24 protein-coding genes and 1 other annotated feature are annotated in these 23196 nt (G+C 35.3%); of the genes, 21 read left to right on the forward strand and 3 right to left on the reverse strand.

Annotation, left to right across the window (positions count from 1 at the left end):
- Nucleotides 1–129: 129 nt before the first annotated feature.
- A complete protein-coding gene (locus tag BXY41_RS27070; protein WP_242980028.1) occupies nucleotides 130–480 on the forward strand; it encodes a type IV toxin-antitoxin system AbiEi family antitoxin domain-containing protein in 351 nt (116 codons plus the stop codon).
- A 539-nt stretch (nucleotides 481–1019) separates the two neighbouring features.
- Here BXY41_RS27070 and BXY41_RS03335 read toward each other — a convergent pair.
- Nucleotides 1020–1457 carry a hypothetical protein gene (locus BXY41_RS03335; RefSeq protein ID WP_104434660.1) on the reverse strand — a complete coding sequence of 146 codons (438 nt, stop codon included), beginning with the start codon at nucleotides 1455–1457 and terminating at the stop codon, nucleotides 1020–1022.
- Between the two features lie 277 nt (nucleotides 1458–1734).
- On the opposite strand from BXY41_RS03335, the gene BXY41_RS03340 reads away from it, so the two are divergent.
- The 3 genes from BXY41_RS03340 to BXY41_RS03350 all read left to right on the forward strand — a co-directional run bounded on the left by BXY41_RS03340 (nucleotide 1735) and on the right by BXY41_RS03350 (nucleotide 4272).
- Nucleotides 1735–3180, forward strand: a complete 1446-nt coding sequence (locus tag BXY41_RS03340; RefSeq protein WP_104434662.1) for a sensor domain-containing diguanylate cyclase — start codon at nucleotides 1735–1737, stop codon at nucleotides 3178–3180.
- Between the two features lie 333 nt (nucleotides 3181–3513).
- Nucleotides 3514–3822, forward strand: coding sequence for a cupin domain-containing protein (locus BXY41_RS03345; protein WP_104434664.1), 309 nt, complete (start codon nucleotides 3514–3516; stop codon nucleotides 3820–3822).
- 27 nt (nucleotides 3823–3849) lie between these two features.
- Complete coding sequence (locus BXY41_RS03350; RefSeq protein WP_104434666.1) at nucleotides 3850–4272, forward strand: EamA family transporter; 423 nt, start codon at nucleotides 3850–3852, stop codon at nucleotides 4270–4272.
- Between the two features lie 85 nt (nucleotides 4273–4357).
- On the opposite strand, the gene BXY41_RS03355 is transcribed toward BXY41_RS03350, so the two are convergent.
- Nucleotides 4358–4693 carry a winged helix-turn-helix transcriptional regulator gene (locus BXY41_RS03355; protein ID WP_104434668.1) on the reverse strand — a complete coding sequence of 112 codons (336 nt, stop codon included), beginning with the start codon at nucleotides 4691–4693 and terminating at the stop codon, nucleotides 4358–4360.
- Between the two features lie 213 nt (nucleotides 4694–4906).
- Nucleotides 4907–5179: a binding site (T-box leader), on the forward strand.
- 54 nt (nucleotides 5180–5233) lie between these two features.
- Between BXY41_RS03355 and BXY41_RS03360 the strand changes: the two genes are divergently transcribed.
- The 13 genes from BXY41_RS03360 to BXY41_RS03420 all read left to right on the forward strand — a co-directional run bounded on the left by BXY41_RS03360 (nucleotide 5234) and on the right by BXY41_RS03420 (nucleotide 19618).
- Nucleotides 5234–6901: a 2-isopropylmalate synthase gene (locus BXY41_RS03360; RefSeq protein WP_104434670.1), complete on the forward strand. Its 1668-nt coding sequence runs from the start codon at nucleotides 5234–5236 to the stop codon at nucleotides 6899–6901.
- Complete coding sequence (locus tag BXY41_RS03365; protein ID WP_104434672.1) at nucleotides 6898–7950, forward strand: AraC family transcriptional regulator; 1053 nt, start codon at nucleotides 6898–6900, stop codon at nucleotides 7948–7950. Before BXY41_RS03360 ends, BXY41_RS03365 begins: the two co-directional genes overlap by 4 nt.
- A 105-nt stretch (nucleotides 7951–8055) precedes the next feature.
- Entirely contained in the window at nucleotides 8056–9915 is a 1860-nt protein-coding gene (locus tag BXY41_RS03370; protein WP_170072182.1) for a helix-turn-helix transcriptional regulator, read from the forward strand.
- 104 nt (nucleotides 9916–10019) lie between these two features.
- A complete protein-coding gene (locus BXY41_RS03375; protein ID WP_104434676.1) occupies nucleotides 10020–10508 on the forward strand; it encodes a hypothetical protein in 489 nt (162 codons plus the stop codon).
- Entirely contained in the window at nucleotides 10505–10960 is a 456-nt protein-coding gene (locus BXY41_RS03380) for a DUF1453 family protein (protein ID WP_104434678.1), read from the forward strand. The genes BXY41_RS03375 and BXY41_RS03380 overlap by 4 nt, the downstream gene beginning before the upstream one ends.
- A gap of 69 nt (nucleotides 10961–11029) precedes the next feature.
- Complete coding sequence (locus tag BXY41_RS03385) at nucleotides 11030–11593, forward strand: TetR/AcrR family transcriptional regulator (protein WP_104434680.1); 564 nt, start codon at nucleotides 11030–11032, stop codon at nucleotides 11591–11593.
- Between the two features lie 94 nt (nucleotides 11594–11687).
- Entirely contained in the window at nucleotides 11688–12503 is an 816-nt protein-coding gene (locus BXY41_RS03390; RefSeq protein ID WP_104434682.1) for an SDR family NAD(P)-dependent oxidoreductase, read from the forward strand.
- Nucleotides 12504–12621: 118 nt separating this feature from the next.
- Complete coding sequence (locus tag BXY41_RS03395) at nucleotides 12622–12819, forward strand: hypothetical protein (RefSeq protein WP_104434684.1); 198 nt, start codon at nucleotides 12622–12624, stop codon at nucleotides 12817–12819.
- A gap of 87 nt (nucleotides 12820–12906) precedes the next feature.
- Nucleotides 12907–15063, forward strand: coding sequence for a peptidase domain-containing ABC transporter (locus tag BXY41_RS03400; protein ID WP_104434686.1), 2157 nt, complete (start codon nucleotides 12907–12909; stop codon nucleotides 15061–15063).
- A gap of 2 nt (nucleotides 15064–15065) precedes the next feature.
- Complete coding sequence (locus tag BXY41_RS03405; RefSeq protein WP_104434688.1) at nucleotides 15066–15731, forward strand: hypothetical protein; 666 nt, start codon at nucleotides 15066–15068, stop codon at nucleotides 15729–15731.
- A gap of 17 nt (nucleotides 15732–15748) precedes the next feature.
- Entirely contained in the window at nucleotides 15749–16423 is a 675-nt protein-coding gene (locus tag BXY41_RS03410) for an ABC transporter ATP-binding protein (RefSeq protein ID WP_104434690.1), read from the forward strand.
- A gap of 100 nt (nucleotides 16424–16523) precedes the next feature.
- Entirely contained in the window at nucleotides 16524–19028 is a 2505-nt protein-coding gene (locus BXY41_RS03415; RefSeq protein ID WP_170072184.1) for an ABC transporter permease, read from the forward strand.
- A 134-nt stretch (nucleotides 19029–19162) separates the two neighbouring features.
- The gene (locus BXY41_RS03420; RefSeq protein ID WP_104434694.1) at nucleotides 19163–19618 is read left to right on the forward strand and encodes a hypothetical protein; all 456 of its coding nucleotides are present in this window, start codon (nucleotides 19163–19165) and stop codon (nucleotides 19616–19618) included.
- Nucleotides 19619–19717: 99 nt separating this feature from the next.
- Here BXY41_RS03420 and BXY41_RS03425 read toward each other — a convergent pair whose 3' ends face one another.
- Nucleotides 19718–20698, reverse strand: coding sequence for a YARHG domain-containing protein (locus BXY41_RS03425; RefSeq protein WP_170072186.1), 981 nt, complete (start codon nucleotides 20696–20698; stop codon nucleotides 19718–19720).
- A gap of 185 nt (nucleotides 20699–20883) precedes the next feature.
- On the opposite strand from BXY41_RS03425, the gene trxA reads away from it, so the two are divergent.
- The 4 genes from trxA (at nucleotide 20884) to BXY41_RS03445 (ending at nucleotide 23119) form a co-directional block, all read left to right on the forward strand.
- Entirely contained in the window at nucleotides 20884–21195 is a 312-nt protein-coding gene (gene trxA / locus BXY41_RS03430) for a thioredoxin (RefSeq protein WP_104434698.1), read from the forward strand.
- Between the two features lie 24 nt (nucleotides 21196–21219).
- Nucleotides 21220–21795, forward strand: coding sequence for a class I SAM-dependent methyltransferase (locus tag BXY41_RS03435; RefSeq protein ID WP_104434700.1), 576 nt, complete (start codon nucleotides 21220–21222; stop codon nucleotides 21793–21795).
- A gap of 88 nt (nucleotides 21796–21883) precedes the next feature.
- Complete coding sequence (locus BXY41_RS03440) at nucleotides 21884–22210, forward strand: ARMT1-like domain-containing protein (protein ID WP_104434703.1); 327 nt, start codon at nucleotides 21884–21886, stop codon at nucleotides 22208–22210.
- A gap of 57 nt (nucleotides 22211–22267) precedes the next feature.
- Complete coding sequence (locus BXY41_RS03445; RefSeq protein WP_104434705.1) at nucleotides 22268–23119, forward strand: Mrp/NBP35 family ATP-binding protein; 852 nt, start codon at nucleotides 22268–22270, stop codon at nucleotides 23117–23119.
- The last annotated feature ends 77 nt before the right edge of the window (nucleotides 23120–23196 follow it).

The following is a 23196-nucleotide window of genomic DNA, read 5'->3' on the forward strand; positions in this document are numbered from 1 at the left end:
TTCTGTGTGAAAAGTTTGTTAGAAACTTTTCAACTTTACACCATTATCTCAATTTTATGAGGAATCCAAAAGTAGACGGGTTATTTACCATTTACTTTTAAGTATATAATTTGAGGGAGAAAGTGATGTATGTCAAATGCAGAAATGATATTAGAATTAGTGCGAAAGAATAATGGAGTGGTAACAGCAGCAGAAGTAACCCAAGCTGGTATTTCAAGAGGTAGTTTAAATCATCTGGTCAATTCTGGGTTATTAGAACATGCCTCTAGAGACGTGTATCAATTAGCAGAGGTCTGGGATAATGAAATGTATCAACTGCAAATTAGATATAAGAAGGGTATTTTTTCAGGTAAAACAGCGCTATTTCTCAATGATTTAACGGATAGAACACCAATTCGTTTTCATATGACATTTCCATTAAAATATAATATTGGAGTATTGAAAAAGCAAAATGTCAAATGTAATCGAACAAAACCATAGTGGTATGAGATGGGTGTGATTCAACTAAAAACTCCAGCAGGTAACTTGGTAAATGCGTACTGTATGGAGAAAACTCTTTGTGATATTTTGAGAACCCAAAATGATGTAAATATCCAAGTGGTTTCTGATGCATTTAAAAGATACGTCAAGCGATTGGATAAAAATATTCCTTTAATATCAGAATACGCTAAAAACTTGCATGTAGAAAAACGGCTTAGAGCTTATTTGGAGATACTGTTATGAAAAATGTAATGCAACTTAAAGTATAGCAAAAAAAAAGTATTTCAGCTCAGCTTATCATGCAGAATTATATGTTAGAAAGGCGGCAAAATCACTGGAGACGCTATCAAAAAGATTTTGTATATGCCAAGGATATTTCTTATGAAGAAACCTGTATTTCAGTAAGAAACTTGATGGAATAAATTTATGAAGCAAATTAGCTACTAAGCAAGCAGATAGGAAGCCTATCCCCTCCAACCCCGCGTTTGGGAATCTACCGAATTAGTTTGAACCTGAGTTGGAAAAGAACTTAGAAAATCCTATTCTACCGTAGTGCCTATTATATGATAACTACCGGTGAATTCGCGTTCTGTTATTATAATGCTATAATTCCCTTTTGTTAGTGTCACGGTATCGGTGCCAGATTGATATTCTTTCATTGGGTACACAAAGTCTTTTGTGTCCTTATCTTTTATTCCAAGCTTGAAGTCTCCAGATTCATTGGATACGGTAATAGTGAATTCTGTGTTATCCGCGACTTTAAAATCATAACGCAATGGTTGTGCATATGCAGAGTTTTCGATTTTATATAACTCTTTTGGTAAATCCAAAATTTCCTCATTGTTATTAATCGTGTTGTCCTTTAAAGCATTAGTTTCCACCTCAGAGAGGGTGGACTTATCAATATATTCACTAGTTGTACACCCAACCAATATAAACATTAAATTAATGATTAAAAAAATGCAGATTCTCTTCATATAAACCTCCACAAACGTAAAAAAACGTATAACCATGCAACTACTCAATTAATGATACAGCATATGCAGAGATTGTCAACTATTTCCTGGGTTTCTTTAACTGGATATAGTCCCACCCCTCCATCTGGTTGATGGATAGGATATCTGATGAAAAAGCTTTTTAACTTAATTTTCCAAAGCATATAATTATATAGTAGAAATGACGTGGTTTATTGTATATAATAAGAAAGATATTTTAGCTAAAAATACACCCAGGGTATGACGAAGAGGAGCAAATGTGAAAAAGCATATACTACTACTCAGCAATCTTATTATCATTATTTCCATTGTAATTGGATTTATCGGTATTGTTTATCGAGATACCACCGCGTATCAGGATCTGGCGGAAAAACATTTGGAAAATATTTTAAGCCTGTCTAATAAAGATATTTCCAGCCATGTGGAAGACGCTATGACGAAACCAGTAATGGTTTCCAAAACAATGGCGAATGATGAGTTTCTGAAAAAATGGCTTTCACAGGAACCCCAAAATGTTGGAAATGATACATACCTGAAACAATTATATAATTATTTGAACGCGTATCGGAATAAGTATGGATATACCACGGTGTTTTGTATTTCAGCAGAAACAGGAAATTATTATTATCAGGACGGCTTTAATAAGATAATTTCAAAGACAGATGAGCACGATATCTGGTATTATAATTTTATTAAATCAGGCAATGAGTATGATCTTGAGGTAGATACCAATGAGACAAAGGAAGACTATATAACGGTCTTTGTTAATTTCCGTGTGGAAGGCAATGATGGAACACTTCTGGGTGTGATTGGAGTGGGGCTACAGGTTGATTCCCTGGGTGATACGATCTATTCTTATGAAAGAGACTATGGCTTGTCGGTTCATATCATTAATGTCATGGGAGCCGAAACTTCTTTTAAAGGGGATACCGATATCTTTATCAGTGAAGAAGAACTGCAAAAAAGGGTTGGGATTAAAGAACGTCTTCAGTTAAATCAGTCAGAAACCCCAATCATGCAGTGGTACACATCGGAAGGAAAGCGAAAATGCTTAATCACCCAGTATGATAAAATACTTGGCTGGTATCTGGTTCTTGAGATGGATACCAGTTCCATTAGCCAGGTGTTTCAGGAACGCGTAAAAAGCAATGTGTTTTTTATGCTTGTTGCACTGGCTGCCTGTATTGTAGTTTCCACATCTGTATTTATCAATTGCAATTTGCGTATTGTAAAGATTGAGAATACGGATGAGTTAACAGGACTTCCCAATCGAAAGCAATTTTCCAAACGGTATTTGTCATTTCTTCGAAAGAACCGGAAGACGAAAAAAACGCTGTTTATGTTCGACATAGACCATTTTAAGGATATTAATGATACATATGGCCACATATTTGGAAATTCAGTCATTGCAATGGTTGGGGAAGACTTGCAACATGCAATAGGCGAAAATGGAATCGCAGCACGATGGGGTGGAGATGAATTCTTCGGAGTTTTATTGGTGGGAGTGGATGAAGCAAAGCAAATCATGGAACAGTTTATGGAGTCATTGATAAGTGAGGAAAAGAATGAAAGTTACCATGTGACCATCAGCGTGGGGATTTCAGCGGTGGATGAAGATCTTAGTATGGAGCAGATGGTTAAGAGAGTTGATGAGGCATTATATCATTCTAAGAAAAACGGACGGAATCAAATTTCGATTTTATAACCATTTAAAACGAATAAAGTTTGTTATAGTGGCAAAGCAATTAGAAGATAATGGATAATTTATTAACAATATGAAAAATTCAATATCTATATGAGTCCATATGCTTGTATGAAAAGTACGAGCATATGGGCTTATTTTATTGTCCGATATAACAATAACATCTTTCAAGTCATGTCCTTACTTACTATTTCGTTCGTATAACACAAAATAGTGCCTTATTGCAAAATTTTAGTATCTTTATTATAGTAAAAGTACAGAAGCGCTATCTGAATGATTGACGTCAATTAATTTGCGGGCACTAATTAAAATAATACCTATCTGGAGGGATACGTAATGGAAAAAATAAATGTTAACGATATAACAGAAATAATGAAGCGGAAAGCACTATTTACAGAGGGCACAATGGATTCTGGGATTTTATTCTATGAGCCAGGAGAGACAATGACTCCTCATAAACATTCGAATTTAGATGAAATTTTCTATGTTATCAGTGGAAAAGGAATCATAACCATAGATGGCAAGGATATTTCAATAAAAGAGAAAGATGTGATGCTGTCTCCCCATGATGAGAGTCATGGTTTTACAAATGATGGAGATGAAAAACTGGTGATTTTACAGATAAAGAATACATTTGTAAAATAATTCTAATAAAGAGAAAGGTTTTTTTATATGTATTATATTTCTATGGTAATCACAGTATTGGCAACTGTAATGTATAATATCAGCCAAAAATCAATTAATCAAACGATAAATCCTTTTATATCGATGATAGTGACATATATTACAGCAATCCTTTTTTCGGTATTAGCATTTGCTTTTTTACCCATCGATCGCAATATAGTAAGCTCACTAAAACAATTAAACTGGGCCAGCTATTTATTAGGCTTATCAGCGCTAGGATTGGAGATCGGATATTTGTATCTTTATAGAAGTGGCTGGAATATAGCTGTTGCTCCTCTTTTTGTAAGTATAATTTCAACAATTATGTTAATTATCATTGGAATTATTTTTTATAAAACAAAAATTTCTCCTGTGAATACCATTGGAGTATGTATCAGTATTATCGGGTTAATTCTAATGAATAAAAAATAATGAAGTTGTTGAATGAATCTAAATAGGGGGTCAGACAGTTACAGTAAACTGCCTGACCCCCTTTCCCTTAGTAAATTATATATCATTATTTATCAGCATCAGCATCAATTTGTGCCATATGTTTTTTCCCCCATTGATTCATCTCTTCCAGAATGGGACCTAATGATTTTCCAAGTTCCGTCAGGGAGTACTCTACCTTTGGAGGAACTTCGGGATATACCGTTCTACAAATGATTCCATCCGCTTCCAATTGCCGAAGCTGCTGTGTCAGCATTTTCTGACTGATTCCATTAATTCCCTTACTTAACTCAATGAATCTCTGGGTGCCGGAATTAAATAAATTTCGTAATATAAGAACCTTCCATTTATGCCCAATCAGATTGACCGTATGCTCAATAGGGCAGAATTTATCACAAGGCATAATTAATCATCCTTTCATTGCTTTTTACCGATATTGAATTAGTATAACATAAAAAAATATTTTCTTGCAAAAAAATAGTTACTATATTATCGCTTCTGTGTGATATAAATAGATCCCATATATAAAATAAGTGCACAAAACATCAATTCATAATGACACATTCCCCACTGGACAGTCAACCCTCTATCTGATAGTATAAGGAAAATAAATATTGAAAATGCAAAGAAAAGGATTAGTATCTGTAAACTGGTTTCAGAAAGTTGCTGGTTGATGCGAAGCAATAGAAGGAATACAGAGAACTCACCTTTGAGCAGTCTTAGTCAAATCGGATTATGGTTTGTTCCAATCAGAGAGTAGCTAAGATCGGAAAACCCACCGTTACATGGGGCGGATATAAGGCATCATTGCCCGTATCCTGATAAGCGCATAACTGAATTGTTATGAATCGGAGTGGTACCGCGTAAGATCAAGTCTTTCGTCTCCCTGGCAGATTGCCGGAGATGTGAGGCTTTTTTTATTATCATGAAGGAGGAATGAATTATGTTTAGTCATCAGAAATATGAGAAAAAATTCTATTTACCCCCAGTGATCTCTTATGATTGGGTAAAAAAGGAATCAATTGAGAAAGCACCAGTCTGGTGCAGTGTGGATTTAAGAGATGGAAATCAGGCATTACCCATTCCCATGACATTACAGGAAAAACTCGAGATGTATCAAATGTTATTGGAGATTGGATTTAAAGAAATTGAAGTGGCATTTCCAGCCGCTTCGGAAACAGATTATCAGTTTTTAAGGACATTAATCGAAAATAAAATGATTCCGGAAGATGTTACGATTCAGGTAATTACTCAGGCAAGAGAGCACATTATCCGCAGAACCTTTGAGGCACTGGATGGCGTTCCAAAAGCCATTGTGCATTTGTATAATTCCACATCAGAAGCCCAGCGCAGGCAGGTATTCCATAAATCAAAAGAAGATATTAAGAAGCTGGCAGTTGACGGAGCCAGATTATTTAAGAAACTGGCTGAAGAAACAATGGGGGATTTCTATTTTCAATACAGTCCTGAAAGTTTTCCGGGAACAGAGGTTGACTATGCCCTTGATATTTGCAACAGTGTCTTAGAAATATGGAAGCCTGCGCCCAATCATAAAGCAAATATCAATATTCCAACAACGGTAGAGAACGCCATGCCACACATCTACGCCAGTCAATTGGAGTATATCAACAATAATCTGTTGGACAGAGATTCTGTTGTTTTATCCATTCATCCTCATAATGACAGAGGTTGTGGTGTCTGTGACGCGGAGTATGGAATCTTAGCCGGTGCTCAGCGTGTGGAAGGGACTCTTTTTGGAAATGGAGAACGCACGGGAAATGTTGATCTTATCACAGTGGCCATGAATCTGTATACACAGGGAGTAGATCCTGAATTGAATTTCAGTAATATGAATCAGATTTGTGATACTTATAAGCGTTTAACAAAAATGTCAATTTCTGAAAGACAGCCATACTCAGGTTCCCTTGTTTTTACAGCATTTTCAGGATCCCATCAGGATGCAATTTCAAAAGGAATGAAATATCGGGAACAGGAAAAAATGCAGAAGTGGGATGTGCCGTATATTCCAGTAGACCCCTCCGACTTGGGAAGAAATTATGAAACCGATGTTATCCGTATTAACAGTCAGTCTGGTAAAGGGGGAATCGGTTATATACTGGAAAATGCTTATGGTATTCATATGCCATATCGAATGAATGAAGAATTCGGATATTTTGTAAAAAAAGTATCAGACAGAGATAGTAAAGAGTTGTCAACGGAAGAAATATATCAATTATTCAGGCAGCAATACGTTGAATACTTTCCTGCATTTCAAATCCAATCCATAAAAGTTAATGTAGAAGAAGCAAATGAAGCTTTTCTTACCATATTACAGGATGATAATACAATCGGTGTAAAAGGTCACGGAGCAGGCAGCCTTGATGCAATCAGCAATGCATTAAAGAAACATTTTTCCGTAGAATATGACTTAGAAGTATACGAAGAACATTCTATGGGAGCAGACTCATCTGCTTTAGCTTCCGCTTATATAGGAATTCAAAAAAATGGAAAACAATACTGGGGTGTTGGAATCAATCGTGATATTATAAAAGCATCAGCGTTTGCACTGGCCATTGCTATGAATCGATTATTGGGAGAATTCAGCGGATGAATGACAAAAAGATAGCTAAGAGTGAAGTGATGCAGCATTTAAAAGAGTATAATGACAAGGAAATCTTTTATCACCATTATGCCTCGATTTACAATGACAAAGAAGCTTTAAAGCATTTTCTGGAACAGCACGATCCGGCCAGGCTAATAAAAGAAAGAATCTATATAAAGGAAATACTCCCCAAATCATATGAAGCATTTAACGGTGAGGAATCCATGTGGGAGAGCCTGGAGACAGATATTTATATTGAAAAATACTGTCGTCTTATGCCTCATCTTTCCGCAATTCATGATTTCTTTGAAATTGTATATGTTGTAGATAATAATATGCAAATAGAAATCGGAGAGAATCCCTTAACCTTACAACCAGGCGATGTCTGCTTTATCTCGCCTGGAATTCTTCATACGCCCTATGTTATGGAGGAAACAATAGCCCTGCAGATGACTGTCCGCAAAAGCACATTCCGGAAAGAGTTTTTCCGATGCTTAGCGGGAAATAGTCTGACCTCAGACTTTTTTCTCAATGCGTTATATTCTCAAAATGGGGGGAGTGTCTTATTGTTTCATATGGATTCAGATGAGGAGATCAAAAATGTGTTCCTTCAGATGTACCAGGAGAACTACAATCAATATGCAGGGTTTCAAAATGTCATGAATAATCTTTTTGAAATTTTGTTGTGCTATTTATTAAGATGTGACCCGGCTGAAATTGAAATAATACGAGATTGTCAAAAAGCTGATACCCGTATGACTCAGATACTGCAGTATATTGAAAATAACTGTGAAAGGGTTACAATTGCTGATTTATCGCAAAAATTCCATTTAACTAAAACATATCTGTCAAAATATATAACACATAAAACAGGGAAATCATTTCGCTCTATTTTACAGGAGATAAGATTAGAAAAAGCACGCAGCATGCTTTGTTCCAGTAATCTTTTGATTGAAGATATATCTGAAGCGGTTGGTTATCACAACGTAGAGCATTTTATCCGGCTTTTTAAACAGAGATATCAAAAGACGCCAAACCAATTTCGCAAAGATAAATAAATTACAATAGCTGTAACATGACAGGACCACCACATTGAACCCCATTTATTTATGTGATACAATTACAAAATCCAATCCTCTGATGGGGAAATGGGGGAGAAAATCATGAAAATTAATAAATATAACTCACTCATCATAAAAGCATTCTTTTCCGTGCTTGTTTACATCAATATTTTTGCGGCTGGGAGAGACAGAATAATCGTTCTGATAATTTTATATACTTTAAGTACTTGCAATGATTTTTATAGAAAAAAGGAATTAAGAAATAACAACCCAGAGGTAACCTGGGACACAAAAGCCATAGCATCCATTTTATTCTCCATGGGTACAGCCTGCATTTTAAAATATATTGCAGGCACATATATTTATATCTATATTATTTTAATTGAACTGCTGTTTTATGATAGAAAGCAAATACCCGCCAATTTGCTGGGCTTATACGGAGTAAGTTATCTGCTAACGGATTTAGGACGATTTTTAAAGGAAGGCAGCACGGAAACTGCCTGGTCCTATGTGGGGTATGATATTGTATATTTTCTTATCGGTGTATTTATCTGTATCCTCATCATGGAGCAAATTAAGCAGAAAGAAAAATTAGAGTTGCTGAATCACCAGTTAAATGAAAAAAATGAATTGTTAAAGCAACAGCAGCAACTAAATGAGGAATTGGCAAGAAGCAGGGAACGGGAGGCGATTGCGCAGGAATTGCATGATTCTATCGGGCACACCTTAGTTGCAGTAAAGATGTATGTTAAGGTGCTGGAAAAATACATTGCAATCAATCCTGAAAAAGAGAAGGAAATCCTTTCTTCCTTGAATGAAGTAATACAGGACAGTATTTTACAGCTGCGAAATACAGTATATCGGCTTAAAGAAAATAGTAAGTATTCTGATTTAAAGGCCGCACTGGAGCAGTTGATTCAATCCATAGTTCAAACCGAGAGTCAGGAGATTCATCTCGATTGTGATGAAAGAATAGACAAAGTTGATTTGGGCTTAAAGGAAGATATCTATAAATTAATTCGGGAAAGTATCACAAATTCCATGAAATATTCGGATGCAAAGCATATCTGGATTGCATTAACCATGACGGATGGGGGTCTGGAGTTTTCTGTGAAAGATGATGGAGTAGGAGCGGATACCATCCATAAATCTTATGGAATTCTTGGAATTGAGGAACGTATGAAGAAATGGAATGGTGTCTGTACACTAAATAGTACGGAGAACAACGGATTTTCTTTAAAAGTAGAGATTAAATTCAGTCAGGAGGAACGATTCGGTGATTCGAATAATAATACAGATGATCAGCCCATTATTCGTCATGGACTACGGTATGTAATCGGCCTGGATTCAGAGCTTAAGCTGGTAGAAGAAGCAGCGGATGGAATTGATTTAATCGATAAAATGGAACAGCTATCCTGTGATGTGATTCTTATGGATATTCGAATGCCCCGCATGGATGGGGTAGAAGCAACACTGATGGCAAAAAAGAAATATCCTGATGTAAAAGTACTGATTTTAACAACATTTGAAGATGAAGAATATATTTTTCATGCATTGGAGAATGGAGCAGACGGATATCTGTTAAAAGATTCCGATCCAGATGATCTGATCCATGCAATAAAGACCATTGCAAAGGGAGGAATGCTGCTCCACCCAAGGGTTACGGAGACTGTAGTATCAGCGCTGCGGCTGAATAAAGGCGGAATCGGGGCAGATGAACCAGACGCAAATCCAGTAACAGAAAATTCAGGTAAGAGACCGGAAGTATTGCAGGAACTTACAAGCCGTGAATTTGAAATCGCATGTATGGTCATGCAGGGAAATACAAACCGGGAAATCGCTTCCAAGGTGTTTGTGTCAGAGGGAACTGTAAAAAATCATGTGACCAAAATACTGGACAAGCTGGGGATGGAAAATCGGAAGCAATTGATGGTATATATGACCAAAGTCATGGACAATTAATTGTTTTGTGACCTTCCATATGACTTAAGGTAGATGAAAAGCATAGCAATTCCTGATAAGCTTTTACTATAAAAATTAAAGGAATCAGGAAGAGGAGATAATCTATGCAGCAGATAATCACTGTTATTATTTCAATTGCAGTATTTGCTTTTTTTGTCACAAATCATTTTAAGAAACAGGAAATTAATGGGAGGATTTTTATTCCATTTGTGATTTTTATGCTGGTTTCCATTGAGCGATATATTCATTGCAGGTTCCTGCACTCAGTAGTAACCGGACTTTCTTTCAGGATTTTTGTTGGACTCGCCATTGGTATCCTGCAAGGCATACTTGCCAGAATCACCATTGCAGACCATAAAGCCTTTACAGAAGGGACCATGCTTGGAATGTCGTTCTGGCTTGTTTTTATTCCAGTGAGAGTTTTGGTGTTACCATGGTTTGAAACAATTGCTGGCGGAGAAGTCAATTTAAATAGTGGGGAATATATCGGACTCACTGCTCTTTATATATTTACAGGCTTTTTCCTGGCAAAAGCAATCACGCTGATTCTTAGAAAAAAAGCGGTATTTGTGAGAGAGGGAATTGTATCATGACAATGTCGTATGGGATTGTGATTCTGTTGCTTTTAAAAATATCCAATGTTTCGAAAGGGAAAACAAAACTAATTAAATTTCCAAATCTATGGATTATGCCTGTTTTATTTATTGGAATGATGTTAGAAGATTATGGAAAGCAGAATTTTTCTTACTCATCTGAAATGATGATGGCATTAGCTGTCTTTGGAATTATAGGTTTGTGTGTTGGCTTGATGAGAGGGGGATCTTTAAAGTATGAAAGAGATTCAGACGAAAAAATGTACTATAAAGAATCCTATTTAAGCCTTCTTATCTATATTTTAGTTATCCTAGCGAAATGGGGACTGAAATTCATAGGGGATGCAGGCAGTGATATAATTGGAGTCGGACTTATGAGCTTTGCGTGTGGATCATTGATTGGAAGATGCAGTTATATTTCTTATCGGTATCTTTTTTCTGGAAATTTGTAAATATAATTGAATGGGGCTCATTGACTGTTATTCACTGGAGTGCTATAATGCGATTGCAGGAGGCGGAAAATGAGAATATCAAAAGAACCAGAAGTCCGTAAGCGTGAAATTGCAGATAACGCCATGAGATTATTTTGTGAAAAAGGTTATGAAGCAACTTCCATGAAAGATATTGCAAGAGCAGTCCATGTTGTTCCAGGTCTTTGCTATAACTATTTTAAATCAAAGTACGAATTATATGAGTATGCCTTAACACTCTATGCAGAAGAGTGTATCTCTCCCATAATTGAAATTCTGCAAAGGGATGAGGAATCGTTGAATGTGTACTATCAAAAAATAGTAGATGCCTTCATCAGAAATGATGGAAAAGAAAAGTATCATGATTTTTTTCATAAAGATGGAAACCAGCTATTTCATAAGCAATTGGAAATTAAGATGAATGATAAAGTTCAGCCATATATAAAAGAGTTTATTGTCCGCCTTAACAGGAATGGACAGTTGAATGTGAAAGATCCTGAAAGCATATCAAAGTTTATTGTATATGGGCAGTCACCAATTATTAATGATGATTCTCTGACAGCAGAAGAAAAAGCGGATAAGGTCATCTCGGTTATCAATTTATTATTGAACTAGTAAATACCCCGGAATATTGCCGGGGTAAAAAATTGATTATCGAATGAATAACAGTCAATGAATTGCAATCAATAGATGATAAAGGAGAAAAATTATGAAACATGCGGTATTAATTACGGGAGCAACCAGTGGACTTGGTTTGGCATATGCAAAGGAATATGCGAAAAGAGGATACAATCTTATTATTACAGGAAGAAGAGAAAATAAGATAATAGAAAATGCAAACTATATAGAAAACACATATCATGTAAAAGTGAAAGTAGTAATAGTTGATCTGGCGAAGGAAGAAGGTTTAAACCTCCTTCTTAATGAAATCAAGGAAGAAGAGATTGAGGTATTAGTAAATAATGCAGGATTTGGGCTGAAGCCTGTATTTTCAGAAGTACCAAAAGAAGATGTGGATCGCATTATGTTTCTACAAATGAATGCAGTCGTTCTATTAACCCAAAATATATTAAAGCAGATGCTGCCCAGACATAAGGGGACTATTATTAATATTTCTTCCGATGGTGCCTTTGCAGTAATGCCAAGAAACGTTCTATATTCTTCAACCAAATTATTTATACTTAATTTTACGGAGGGGCTTTATATGGAACTGATTGATACCGCTATTCGAGTTCAGGTGGTATGCCCTGGCTTTATCGATTCAGATTTTCATGAAAGTGCAGGAATGAAAGTGGTCAAGAAGAAAAATGGCTTTATGAAATTCATGGATCCTCAGGAAATCGTTCGTTTGGCAATGAAAGACTTAAAGAAGGGGCGGGTAGTAAGTGTGCCAGGTTCGGAGGCAAAAATAATCCGGTTTATAGCTGCGTTCCTTCCGAGAAAAATTTTTTATAATATAATAATTAATTTTACAAGAAAAAGAAATCATAAATTAGATACCAATATTAGAAAAAATGACGATTAGTATCGCTTTTTCTACATCATTAATGGATCATACAGGTTTAATGTTACCTTAATATATATACCACTAATATGAATGGATTCAAATCCATTGATATAAAAAAAATAAGGAGGTAACTAAAATGAGTGGAATGATCAGCTTAACAAATGAGGAACTCAATTTGGTGAAAGGGGGAGCCTGTAATTCTGACTATGGATATTATTTTTGCTGTCCTTCAAGTAAGAAAAAGTTTCAGGACAATGTAAAAAAATATAAGGATTCAGATTACGAAAAGGCTAAAAAATATATACAGTTTGTGTATGAGTGCTGTGACCTCTAAAAAGTCCTGTATTTATTTTGGGCTAGAATCTTTATTTTTAAAGATTCTAGCCTTTTGATATAACTATATGGCAAAGGACGAAAGCTTATGAGATATAAATGCATTAAACAGTATGATTCGACTGATTGTGCGAGTGCCTGCATAGCATCTATAGCTTGGCATTATGGAAAAAGAGTATCATTATCTAAGATTCAGAATTATACAAATATGGATAAAGAAGGTATTAATATAAATGATATAATACAAGCTTCCCAGAGGCTTGGTATGCTTGCTAGTGCTGCAAAAAAAACGGAAGAATTTAACAGTAGTGAAATTGACCTGCCATGCATTGCACATACCTACAATGAAAATGGTGTAGGTCATTTTATAGTAATCTATAATATTAAAAAAAATAATTTGATAATTTTTGATCCTGCTGTGGGTCTGTTAACAGTTGATAAAGACAGCTTTTTTAATTCTGATAAGAAAGAAATTACACCATATATTTGGAGTGGAATATTAATATTTTTAAAACCAGGTAAAGATTTTACAAAGCATTCTGAAGATACAAATAATAAAAAACTTTGGAAACTCATACAGTTCCAGAAAGAGAATGCTGTAAAGATTATTATTTTATCTTTTTTGTCAATGTTACTTAGTATTCTAATGTCATTTTATTTTCAGATAATAATAGATGTAATAATACCAAAAAAATGGGAATATTCACTTATTTTAATTACTTCTATTTTTATTGGTCTTACTGTTATAAATGCATATTTAAATAAAATACGAGTTAGTTTATCATTGGAGATAAGTAAGAATATTAGTTTAAAGTTATCATTAGATTATTTTGATCATATTTTAAACTTACCGCTTTCATTTCATGAGTCAAGAAAAAGTGGCGATATTATTTCCAGATTTCAAGATGCCAGTAAAGTACAAGAGATATTAGTAACCAGTATCTTAATACTGCCAGTTGACATTATGTTTATAATAATTGTGGGTATTATTTTATGCTTAAAAAGTATAGAACTGTTTATTCTGGTATTAATAATGTGTATTAGTTATGTTATTTCAATAGTTATTTATAGAGAGAAGTATTCCGTATTAAATGCAAAACATATGAATCAGCAGTCTGTTATAACCAGCCATTTAGTTGATTCATTAGATGGAATTGAGACGATTAAAGTTTATCAAAAGCAAACTGATATTTTTAATACAGGAAAAGAAAAATTTATTAAATGGCAGAATTTAATTATTCAATTAGGTAATGCTGAAAATAATCAGGCTGCATTAAAGACCGTAATTAATAGCGTAGGTGAGATTTTGATTCTTTGTGTAGGAACGTTTGAGGTGATTCACGGGATGATATCCCTTGGCGAGCTAATTACATATAACATATTAATCAGGTATATGCTGATGCCAATTAGTAATATAGTAAACTTGCAACCGGAGTATTATATAGCCAAAGTAGCAATGGAGCGTTTAGATTCAATAATGGGAGTCAAAAAGGAGTATGGCTTAGGAGATGATTTAACGGGTATCCAGTGTATTGAAATGAAAAATATTAACTTTGGTTTTAATTCATATAAAGATGTACTAAATCTAGCTGGAGTTCAGATTGATAAGGGTAAGAATATAGCAATTGTGGGAGATAATGGCAGTGGTAAGACTACAATTGCTAAGCTTTTAATGAAGTTATATCTGCCACAAACAGGAAAAATATTGATCAATAATGTGGATCATTTAAAACTAAGCTTAAATTACCTGCGTAAACATATTGGATATGTGACACAAGAGGATTTTATTTTTTCAGGAAGTATAAGAGATAACTTGCTAATGGGCGAGAATAATATTACAGAGGATCAGTTAGTTACTGTGGCTAAAATGATGGGGGTACATGATTTTGTAAGTAATATGCCAAGGGGGTATGATAGTATATTGACGGAGCGGGGAAATAATATCTCAAAAGGGCAAAGACAAAAAATAGCCTTGGCCAGGGCAGTACTATATAATCCGGATTTTTTAATACTAGATGAGGCGACAAGCAACATGGATATTATCAGTGAACGTAAAATTATTGAAACATTGAAGAATGATACAAACATAACATTAATTATTATCACCCATAGACTGAATAATATTATGGATTGTAATCGGATTTTTGTTATGGATAAGGGGCAAATTGTTGCAGAGGGAAATCATGAGGCTTTATTGAATAAAAGCCAGCTTTATAGAAAGTATTATGAGAATCAGGAGGGGTAATCATGAGGAAAAAGATAATGAATGGTATTATAGTCTTATTTGTATTAATATTAATTGGAGGAGGGGCCTTTTTTCTATTGCCAAAGGTAAGAGAAGAGACTGCCGGCAGCAGGAATGTTAAATATACTTTGGAACAATTATATAGTCTCAACGGACATTTCTATGTATATTTTAATCGGGAAGATTGTCCCTATTGCGATAATGTAAAAACAGACATAGAAGAATTGGCTGGTCATGAGAAGGTAATTATGGTTGACACAGAATTGTTGAAGGGCATACAAAATTATGATTGGGATGCGCATGAGGCAAAATATGATGTGGAGATTGGAGAAAAAACTGATGGAGGAGAGATCAAATTTTACGATGGCAAAACTGAAAAAGATATTAAACAGTTGTATCCTCCTTTAAATTATAAAATTTTATGGGTTAATAAGAGATATGCAGAATTACATGAGGGCAAAGAATTTGGAAAAGTATATGCAGTTTATACTCATCCAGTTCTGGAGAAAGATGATCTGAAGAAAGAAAATCTAATAATACCTGCAGTTCCTATATTAGTAGAATTTAATGATCATGAAGTAATTAATTACTTCTTTGATGATAAAGAGATTATAGGACACTTAAATTCAAATACGAAACCTTTGGATTCCTATTGGAATCTGGATTAATAAGGAGATGGCTTTTTATGAAAGCATTACAATTAATTTCCATAACAAAGACATATGAAAGTGGCAATTTATTTATAAACGTGTTGGATGATATTAATCTAACCATATATCCAAATGAATTTGTCTCAATCATTGGTTCGTCAGGAAGCGGGAAAACCACATTGCTCAACGTAATAAGTGGATTGGAGAACCCTGACTCAGGCAGAGTTATTATCAATGAAACTGATTTTACAGATTTCAATGATGAGGAAAGAGCAAAATTCAGATTGAAAAATATAGGCTTCGTTTTTCAGAATTACAACCTGATTCCCGTGATCAATGTTTTGGAGAATATAATACTCCCTGCCAAACTTGATGGAAGAAAAATTGATATAAACGAAGTAACTGAGATAGCAAAAATACTTGAAATAGAGGATAAGTTATACCAGATGCCCAATTTACTATCTGGCGGTCAGCAGCAGAGGGTTGCAATAGCAAGAACATTATATACGAAACCAGCCATTGTTCTTGCAGATGAGCCGACTGGTAATCTGGATTCAAAGACAAGTGCGAATGTTATTCAACTGATGAAACGTATGAGCCAGAAATTTGGTCAAACCATGATTGTTGTCACCCATGATAATAAGGTAGCAGAGGCAGCAGACCGAGTCATACAAATAGAGGATGGAAAGATTGTTAGTGATGGGAAATAATAAATATAACGTTAATCAGAATGGAATAAGAGTACTATACAATGCCTATAGAAAATACAATAAAAAGCGTGATGCTGTTTTAATCTCGGGCGTTTCAATTATGATCGGTTTAACATTTATTATTTTTAGCTTCCTGTATGGGAAGTTAAATCTGGATATATTAAAAAATATAAGAGAGGATGGCATCGCTGTATCCTCTTATTTAGAATATGGAACTATGGAGATAGAGGATAAAATCAGAAATCTTCCGTATGTGGAACGTGTTGGTAAAGAAAAATTAGCGGGAAATATTTTTTTAGATAATCAGAAAATCTGTACATGTATAGCAACAGATGATTTTACATATCAGTCTATGATAAAACCGGCATATACGGATGTAGTTGGGAACTATCCACAAAATGTGGACGAGATAATGCTATCTGATAAAACATTAAAATACTTGGGAATTACAGATCCCAGTATTGGTATGAAGATTAATTTAGAGTTTTATTGGAATAGTCTCAGTAAAGAGAAGCTGACTGGCATGCAGTCGTTTGTTTTGTCTGGATATTATACAGACTACCATAATCGTTTAAGCGATCAGTCGATTGCTTATATTTCCATTAACAGATGTAAGGAGGGGGAGGTTGATCTTTATCCAGCCCGGATCTTAATTGATGTGAAGTCAAAATACGGGAAAGCGGAACAGATTGAGAGAAGTTTGTATCAAAATATATCCTTAAGCGATGATAACCAATATTTTAACAGTAGTGAGACTGCCCAGTACAGAGCAATGGAAAACATAGCAGGTGGATTTGGCAGTGCGATGGTATTCATTTTATTAATAGGCTTTAGTATGTTTATATTTGTTTATAATACTCTTTTTATTTCATTAAACTATGATATTAAGCAGTATGGGCTTTTAGAAGTGATAGGTGTAACAGGGAGACAGATTAAAATAATGATATACCGGCAGGTTTTAAGAATATTTCTGGCGGGTTGTGCAGTTGGGGGTGGAATCGGCGCAATTGTGGTGTATCAGCTTCTGCCTGAATTATTAAATCATATGTATCTTGGTAATGAAGGAAATTTCAGGGGAATTCGTGCTTTTAATAATACCTTTCTGGTAATAACCATTTTATTGGCAGCTGTAATTATGTTTACCACAGCAAAAACAGTAGTGGATAAATTACTGAAGATGAGCCCTGTTGAGGCATTGAAAGGTATAAAGCAGGCGGAGAGAGTAAAAGAGAACGTAACAAAAAAGGAAAGGCATTATAACTTAAATCCGATTCTAAATCTGGCGATTGGAAATATACTGCGGGATAAGAAAAAGTTTATTTTTACGGTAATTTCTTTAACAATTGGCTGTGGAATAGCAATCGGTTCCTGTGTACTGGCTTTAGGGACAGATTCCTTAAACAGATTATCTCAAAACCCTGATTTTGAAATACGGATTACCCAAAATGCGATTAACAATCTTTTAGAAAATAGTGATGACTCATCGGAGAAGCAGCTGATAACGGAATCAATGATTTCAGATTTAATGCATAAATCGGACTTAAACAATGAGAATTTATTAAAAACATATGGATATTTACCCATTTATGATGGATCAACGCTAAATGTTTTAAAAGTGTTAAAAGATTACAAAAAACATACTATAGTGGTGCAAAAAGTCGATTATCAGGAATGGGAACATTTGTTGAACTATATTACGAAGAACGAATTGAGCATTGACACGAAAGAATTTGCTGAAGGGGCTGGGACCATCATCTTACATAGTCATTTAGCTTCAGGAGAAAGTGAACAGGAACAACAAAAATTAATTGGAGAAACAGTCATTCTTAATGACATTGTTGAGCAAGGTACGAAAATAACGGATATGAATTCCATACAATTAAAAAACTGTGGATATTTAGATATCACAGCTTCGGATTTTCCGGATTTAAAGTTAAGTGAACGTGGTTCGAATACCATTTACTTTCTGGTAAGGGAAGAGGAATTCAATCGTTTATCAAAGACATTAACCAGGCAGCTATTGAGAACTGAGATAAACGTGTCAAAAGAGCAGGAAAATAATATGAAAATTTTACTGAAAAACTGGGTAAAAGAGAAAAACTTAGAATATCAGACAAAGAATAATGTACAGAATCAAGACTTACTGGATCTTGTTTGTAATTCTGATGTGATAGCAAGTCAGAAAAATTATATAGCAGGCAGCAGAATTATTATGATGTCCGTCAGCACAGCGTTAATATTGATTGGTATTATTAACTACATCAATACAATGGTTATGACTATACTGACAAGAAAAAAAGAACTGATCATACTGGAAAGCATTGGTTTAAACAGAAAAGGAGTAAAAATTATGCTTACTGTGGAAGGGGCATTATACAGTCTGACGATAACAGGACTTCTGCTGACTATCGGTAATCTGTTATTGCTTTTTATGGTTAAATATATTCAGGTTAAAATAAGTTATTTTAAATTCATATATCCGTTTTCAGCCTTATTTTTTATAGTAATGGCATTAATTGCCACGTGTATTTTTATTCCATTTATCATGTACGGACGTCATTGTAAATATAGTATTAGTCTGCGAATAAAACAAATTTTAGAATAAAATACTGTCAATTACTTACAAATAATTTACATATTTTTACAAAAAAATAAACTTCATTGACTTATAACTACAATTAAATATATACTCTAGGCAGATCCGGATCAGAATAAACATTTATAAGGAGGTCAGAAGCTTTGAAAAAAAGGTGTTTAATAGTTACAGCCATATCTATGGCTTTAACGATAGGAAGTGCAATGTCAACATTTGCGGCTGGTTTCGAAAGCACTCCACAGGGGGTAAAATATAGATGGGGGTCTGGCGATTATTGTATAAATAACTGGGTCAACTTTAAAGGTCATTGGTACTTTTTTGGAAATGATGAGCTTATGCGTACTGGATGGATTCAAAGGGATGATTCCTGGTATTTCACAACTGATACTGGTGAGCTTCAGGGTGGAATTATGAAAATAAATGGTAATGTATACTACTTTAACACCAATTCACTGAAAATGGTGACCGGACCCTATACCTATAATGAAACCACCTATAATTTTACCGAAAACGGAACAACGGGCGGTGCTCCTTATGTGTATACAGAATGGAACAGCGATGGCACTATCAGAAGGGGTAATAAAATTAAGGTTCGTTAATTTTTACCACTTCCGGATTAACTGGTTTTGGAATTAATACTCCATAAGGGAAGAATGATATTGGATTTGGTACCTCACCCTTCCCTTCTTTATGCTCCTTTATTTGTAAGTATCCATACTGGATAACAGCTTCAAATTTACCTGCTCGTTTTTGTTAAACACACTGTCTTTAAAATTTTCAGCTGTGATTGACGGTTCGTACCAAATCTGTCCTTTAAAATAGTTATTTAAATCTTCATTCTTAAAAATATAACCATGCCTTGCATAAATCTCATTTTTGGCCAGATGTATGATTAATGGAGGAACCTGATCAAAGTCCTGTTTTTGATAAATTTTCAAATCTGTGAAAAATAAAGGTTCCACAACAGAAGAAATATCCCTTACCTCCCGCACATTTTCTAAATAATTGGAGACTTCTGGATAGAAAGAACATTGATCACGGTATTGTTTTCGCTCAGCAATTGCATTTTGCATTTCCCTTTCCGTCCAGGAGGCGTAATATTTTTTATACACTATGTCGAATATATCTGGTTCTGTTGTTTGGCTGGCTGTAGTTTCTTTGTTCTGTATCCCGCGCTCCAGCTTATATACACCGGAAAATCCATATCCAGATAAATTGGTATCTTTCATTTTATAATCTTGTATCTCAATCTGAATGGCATCGTCCCTGGTGAATGTAATATGAAGAATTCCAGAACCGCCCCAGCCGTCATCGTCATATTTATAGTTCAATTCCCCATTGATGATCTTACCAGTAATGTTATCAATTTCCGCAATGCGTTCGGTGGTGCCCTGTTGCATAAACAAGTATCCGTTAAAATTAGTTTTATCAGTGACCTGAAAAGAAAATTCTAAACCACCATAGGAGAGAACCTCTTCATGACTGAAACTGCTTTCAGTCCAAAGACCAGAGTACCCTTCGTAATTTTCGGCCTCCGTTTGTGAAATCGCAGTTGTACTGGCCTGATCCACAGTTTCTGGCTTTGTGTCTGCAGCTTTCTCTGAATGACTGTTATTGGCTTTCGCGCAGCCTGACAGGATAAGAATACAGACAATCATTATAATTGCTTTGTTTTTCATCAAAATCACCTTTCTGATTAGACGTTGCATAACAGTCGGTTTTGATGATAGTATAACACATTTTATAAACTAAGGGGAGGTGCCTTGTAAACGCTCCGTGACATCATCACAGAAATAATTATTTTTTTGAGGTAAAATAACATTATCAAAAACATAGTTGTTATAAACGGAAAGGAGCATATACGATGAGCGTATTGAAAATAACGAAGGAAAATTTTGAGAAGGAGGTAATGCAGTCAGATAAACCCATTTTACTTGACTTCTGGGCATCCTGGTGCGGTCCGTGCAAGATGGTGGGACCCGTTGTTGAGCAGGTAGCTGCAGAAACAGCAGAAGTGGCAAGAGTCGGCAAAATTAATGTGGATGAGGAGCAGGAACTTGCCCAGGCTTTTAAGGTTATGAGCATTCCTACCTTAGTGGTTATGAAAGAGGGAAAAGTGGTAAAAAGCACAGTTGGTGTCCAGTCCAAGCAGACGCTTTTATCAATGCTCCAGTAAAAAATAGTACGATTGGAGCAAGATATGGCACACAAGTTTAAAGTTATAAATAAGAGTAAGCTGGACAGTCCAAAACGCAGAGAAGTATTGCCTGCAAAAGAGATCCTGAAAACAGTAGGGATAAAAGAATCGGATGTTGTTGCAGATATTGGCTGTGGAATTGGTTTTTTTACTTTCCCATTATCCGAGGCAGTAGGCGAAGAGGGAATTGTATATGCTTTGGATATAGAAAAAGAGATGCTTGATGATGTAGAAGCAGGAATGCTGGAACGAAATATAAAAAATGTGCGCCCGGTTGTGACACAGGAATACCGTTTGATTTTAGAGGATAAATCCGTTGATGTTGCTTTTTTATGTACCGTAATGCATGAAGTGAAGATGCGTGAGAAATTTTTAAAGGAAGCAAGTCGGATTCTGTATCCTGACGGACGTATCATTATCATTGAATGGATCAGGAAAGACAGTGACTACGGACCGCCCGCTGATCACCGGCTGGATAAGAATATTTTAAAAAGAAATCTTCAGAGGACGGGATTTAAAGATATCCAGATCACAGATTTTAATAATTATTTTTATATTGCAGATGCAAAAAAGAAATAGATAAAGAAAAGATTGAGACACAATTGTTGCCTCAATCTTTTCTTTATGAGCTCAGGCTGGCTGAATATAGAGTTTTCCTGATGCAGCAATTACCTATGGGGTGCGGGAGGAACCAATTATTAATGATGTGACAGAAAAAGAGGCAATGGATTCGGGACTTCATATGGTTGCTCGGGTTATTTCCACCGGCTGCGCATCTCCAGGGACAATTTTAGCTGACTGCAGCCCTGAGTTTGTTGATATTTATAATAGCTCCGACGTTATAATCAGCAAAGGACAGGGGAACTTTGAAGCTCTTTCAGGAGAAAAAGGAAATTTGTTTTTTCTGCTGAAAGCAAAATGTCCGGCAATCGCAGAAAAGTTTCATGTAAAAATTAATGATTATATTTTTCATTATGAAAATGCTAAATATTGACATATGTCAAAAATAGTATTAATATAATTAGCAAAGGAAAAGACAGGAGAAGAGAATATGAGCGAAGATGCAAGGGGTTGTTCAAACAGCAGCTGTACCAGGGAATCCTGTGCAGGCTGTGAGCATAGCAAAGAAAGCATGCTGGAGCAGTTAAACCAGTACAGTTCCATAAAAAATGTAATTGGTATCGTCAGCGGTAAAGGCGGAGTAGGAAAATCATTTGTAACGGCAATGCTAGCGGTTTTGTTGAATAGAAAAGGATACCGTGTGGGTATCTTAGATGCAGATATTACTGGCCCCTCCATTCCGAGAATGTTTGGGATAAATGAAAAAGCATCTGCAAATGAACTGGGATTACTTCCGGAATTAACAGTAAATAACATAAAAATAATGTCTGTAAATCTGCTGCTGGATAAAGAAGATTCTCCCGTTGTATGGAGGGGGCCTATTCTGGCTGGCACGGTGAAACAGTTCTGGACAGATGTGGTATGGGATGAATTAGACTATCTTTTTATTGATATGCCGCCGGGAACGGGTGACGTCCCCCTAACAGTATTTCAGTCCATTCCTCTGGACGGAATTGTTATTGTTTCCTCACCTCAGGATCTGGTTTCCATGATTGTGAAGAAAGCCTATAACATGGCTAAATTAATGAATATTCCCATTCTTGGCTATGTAGAAAATATGAGTTACGTGAAATGTCCGGATTGCGGAAAAGAAATTCCTATATTTGGAGAGAGCAAACTGGGTGAAATAGCTGAAGAAACGGGTGTTGATATTTTAGGAAGAATACCCATTGATCCAGTACTTGCAAGTCTGGTAGATAAGGGAGAGTTTGAACGATTTTCCTGTGATTATCTGTCAGGTGCGGCGGAGCACATAGAAAAAATGTATGAGAAAAAAGTGTAAGTATAACAGTTAAAAATAAACCACTGCCTTATTCGTGTCATGTCAACACAGACTACTGAAATGGCAGCGGTTTTTCT

It is taken from the genome of Lacrimispora xylanisolvens (assembly GCF_002934545.1).
Classification (GTDB): Bacteria; Bacillota; Clostridia; order Lachnospirales; family Lachnospiraceae; genus Lacrimispora; species Lacrimispora xylanisolvens.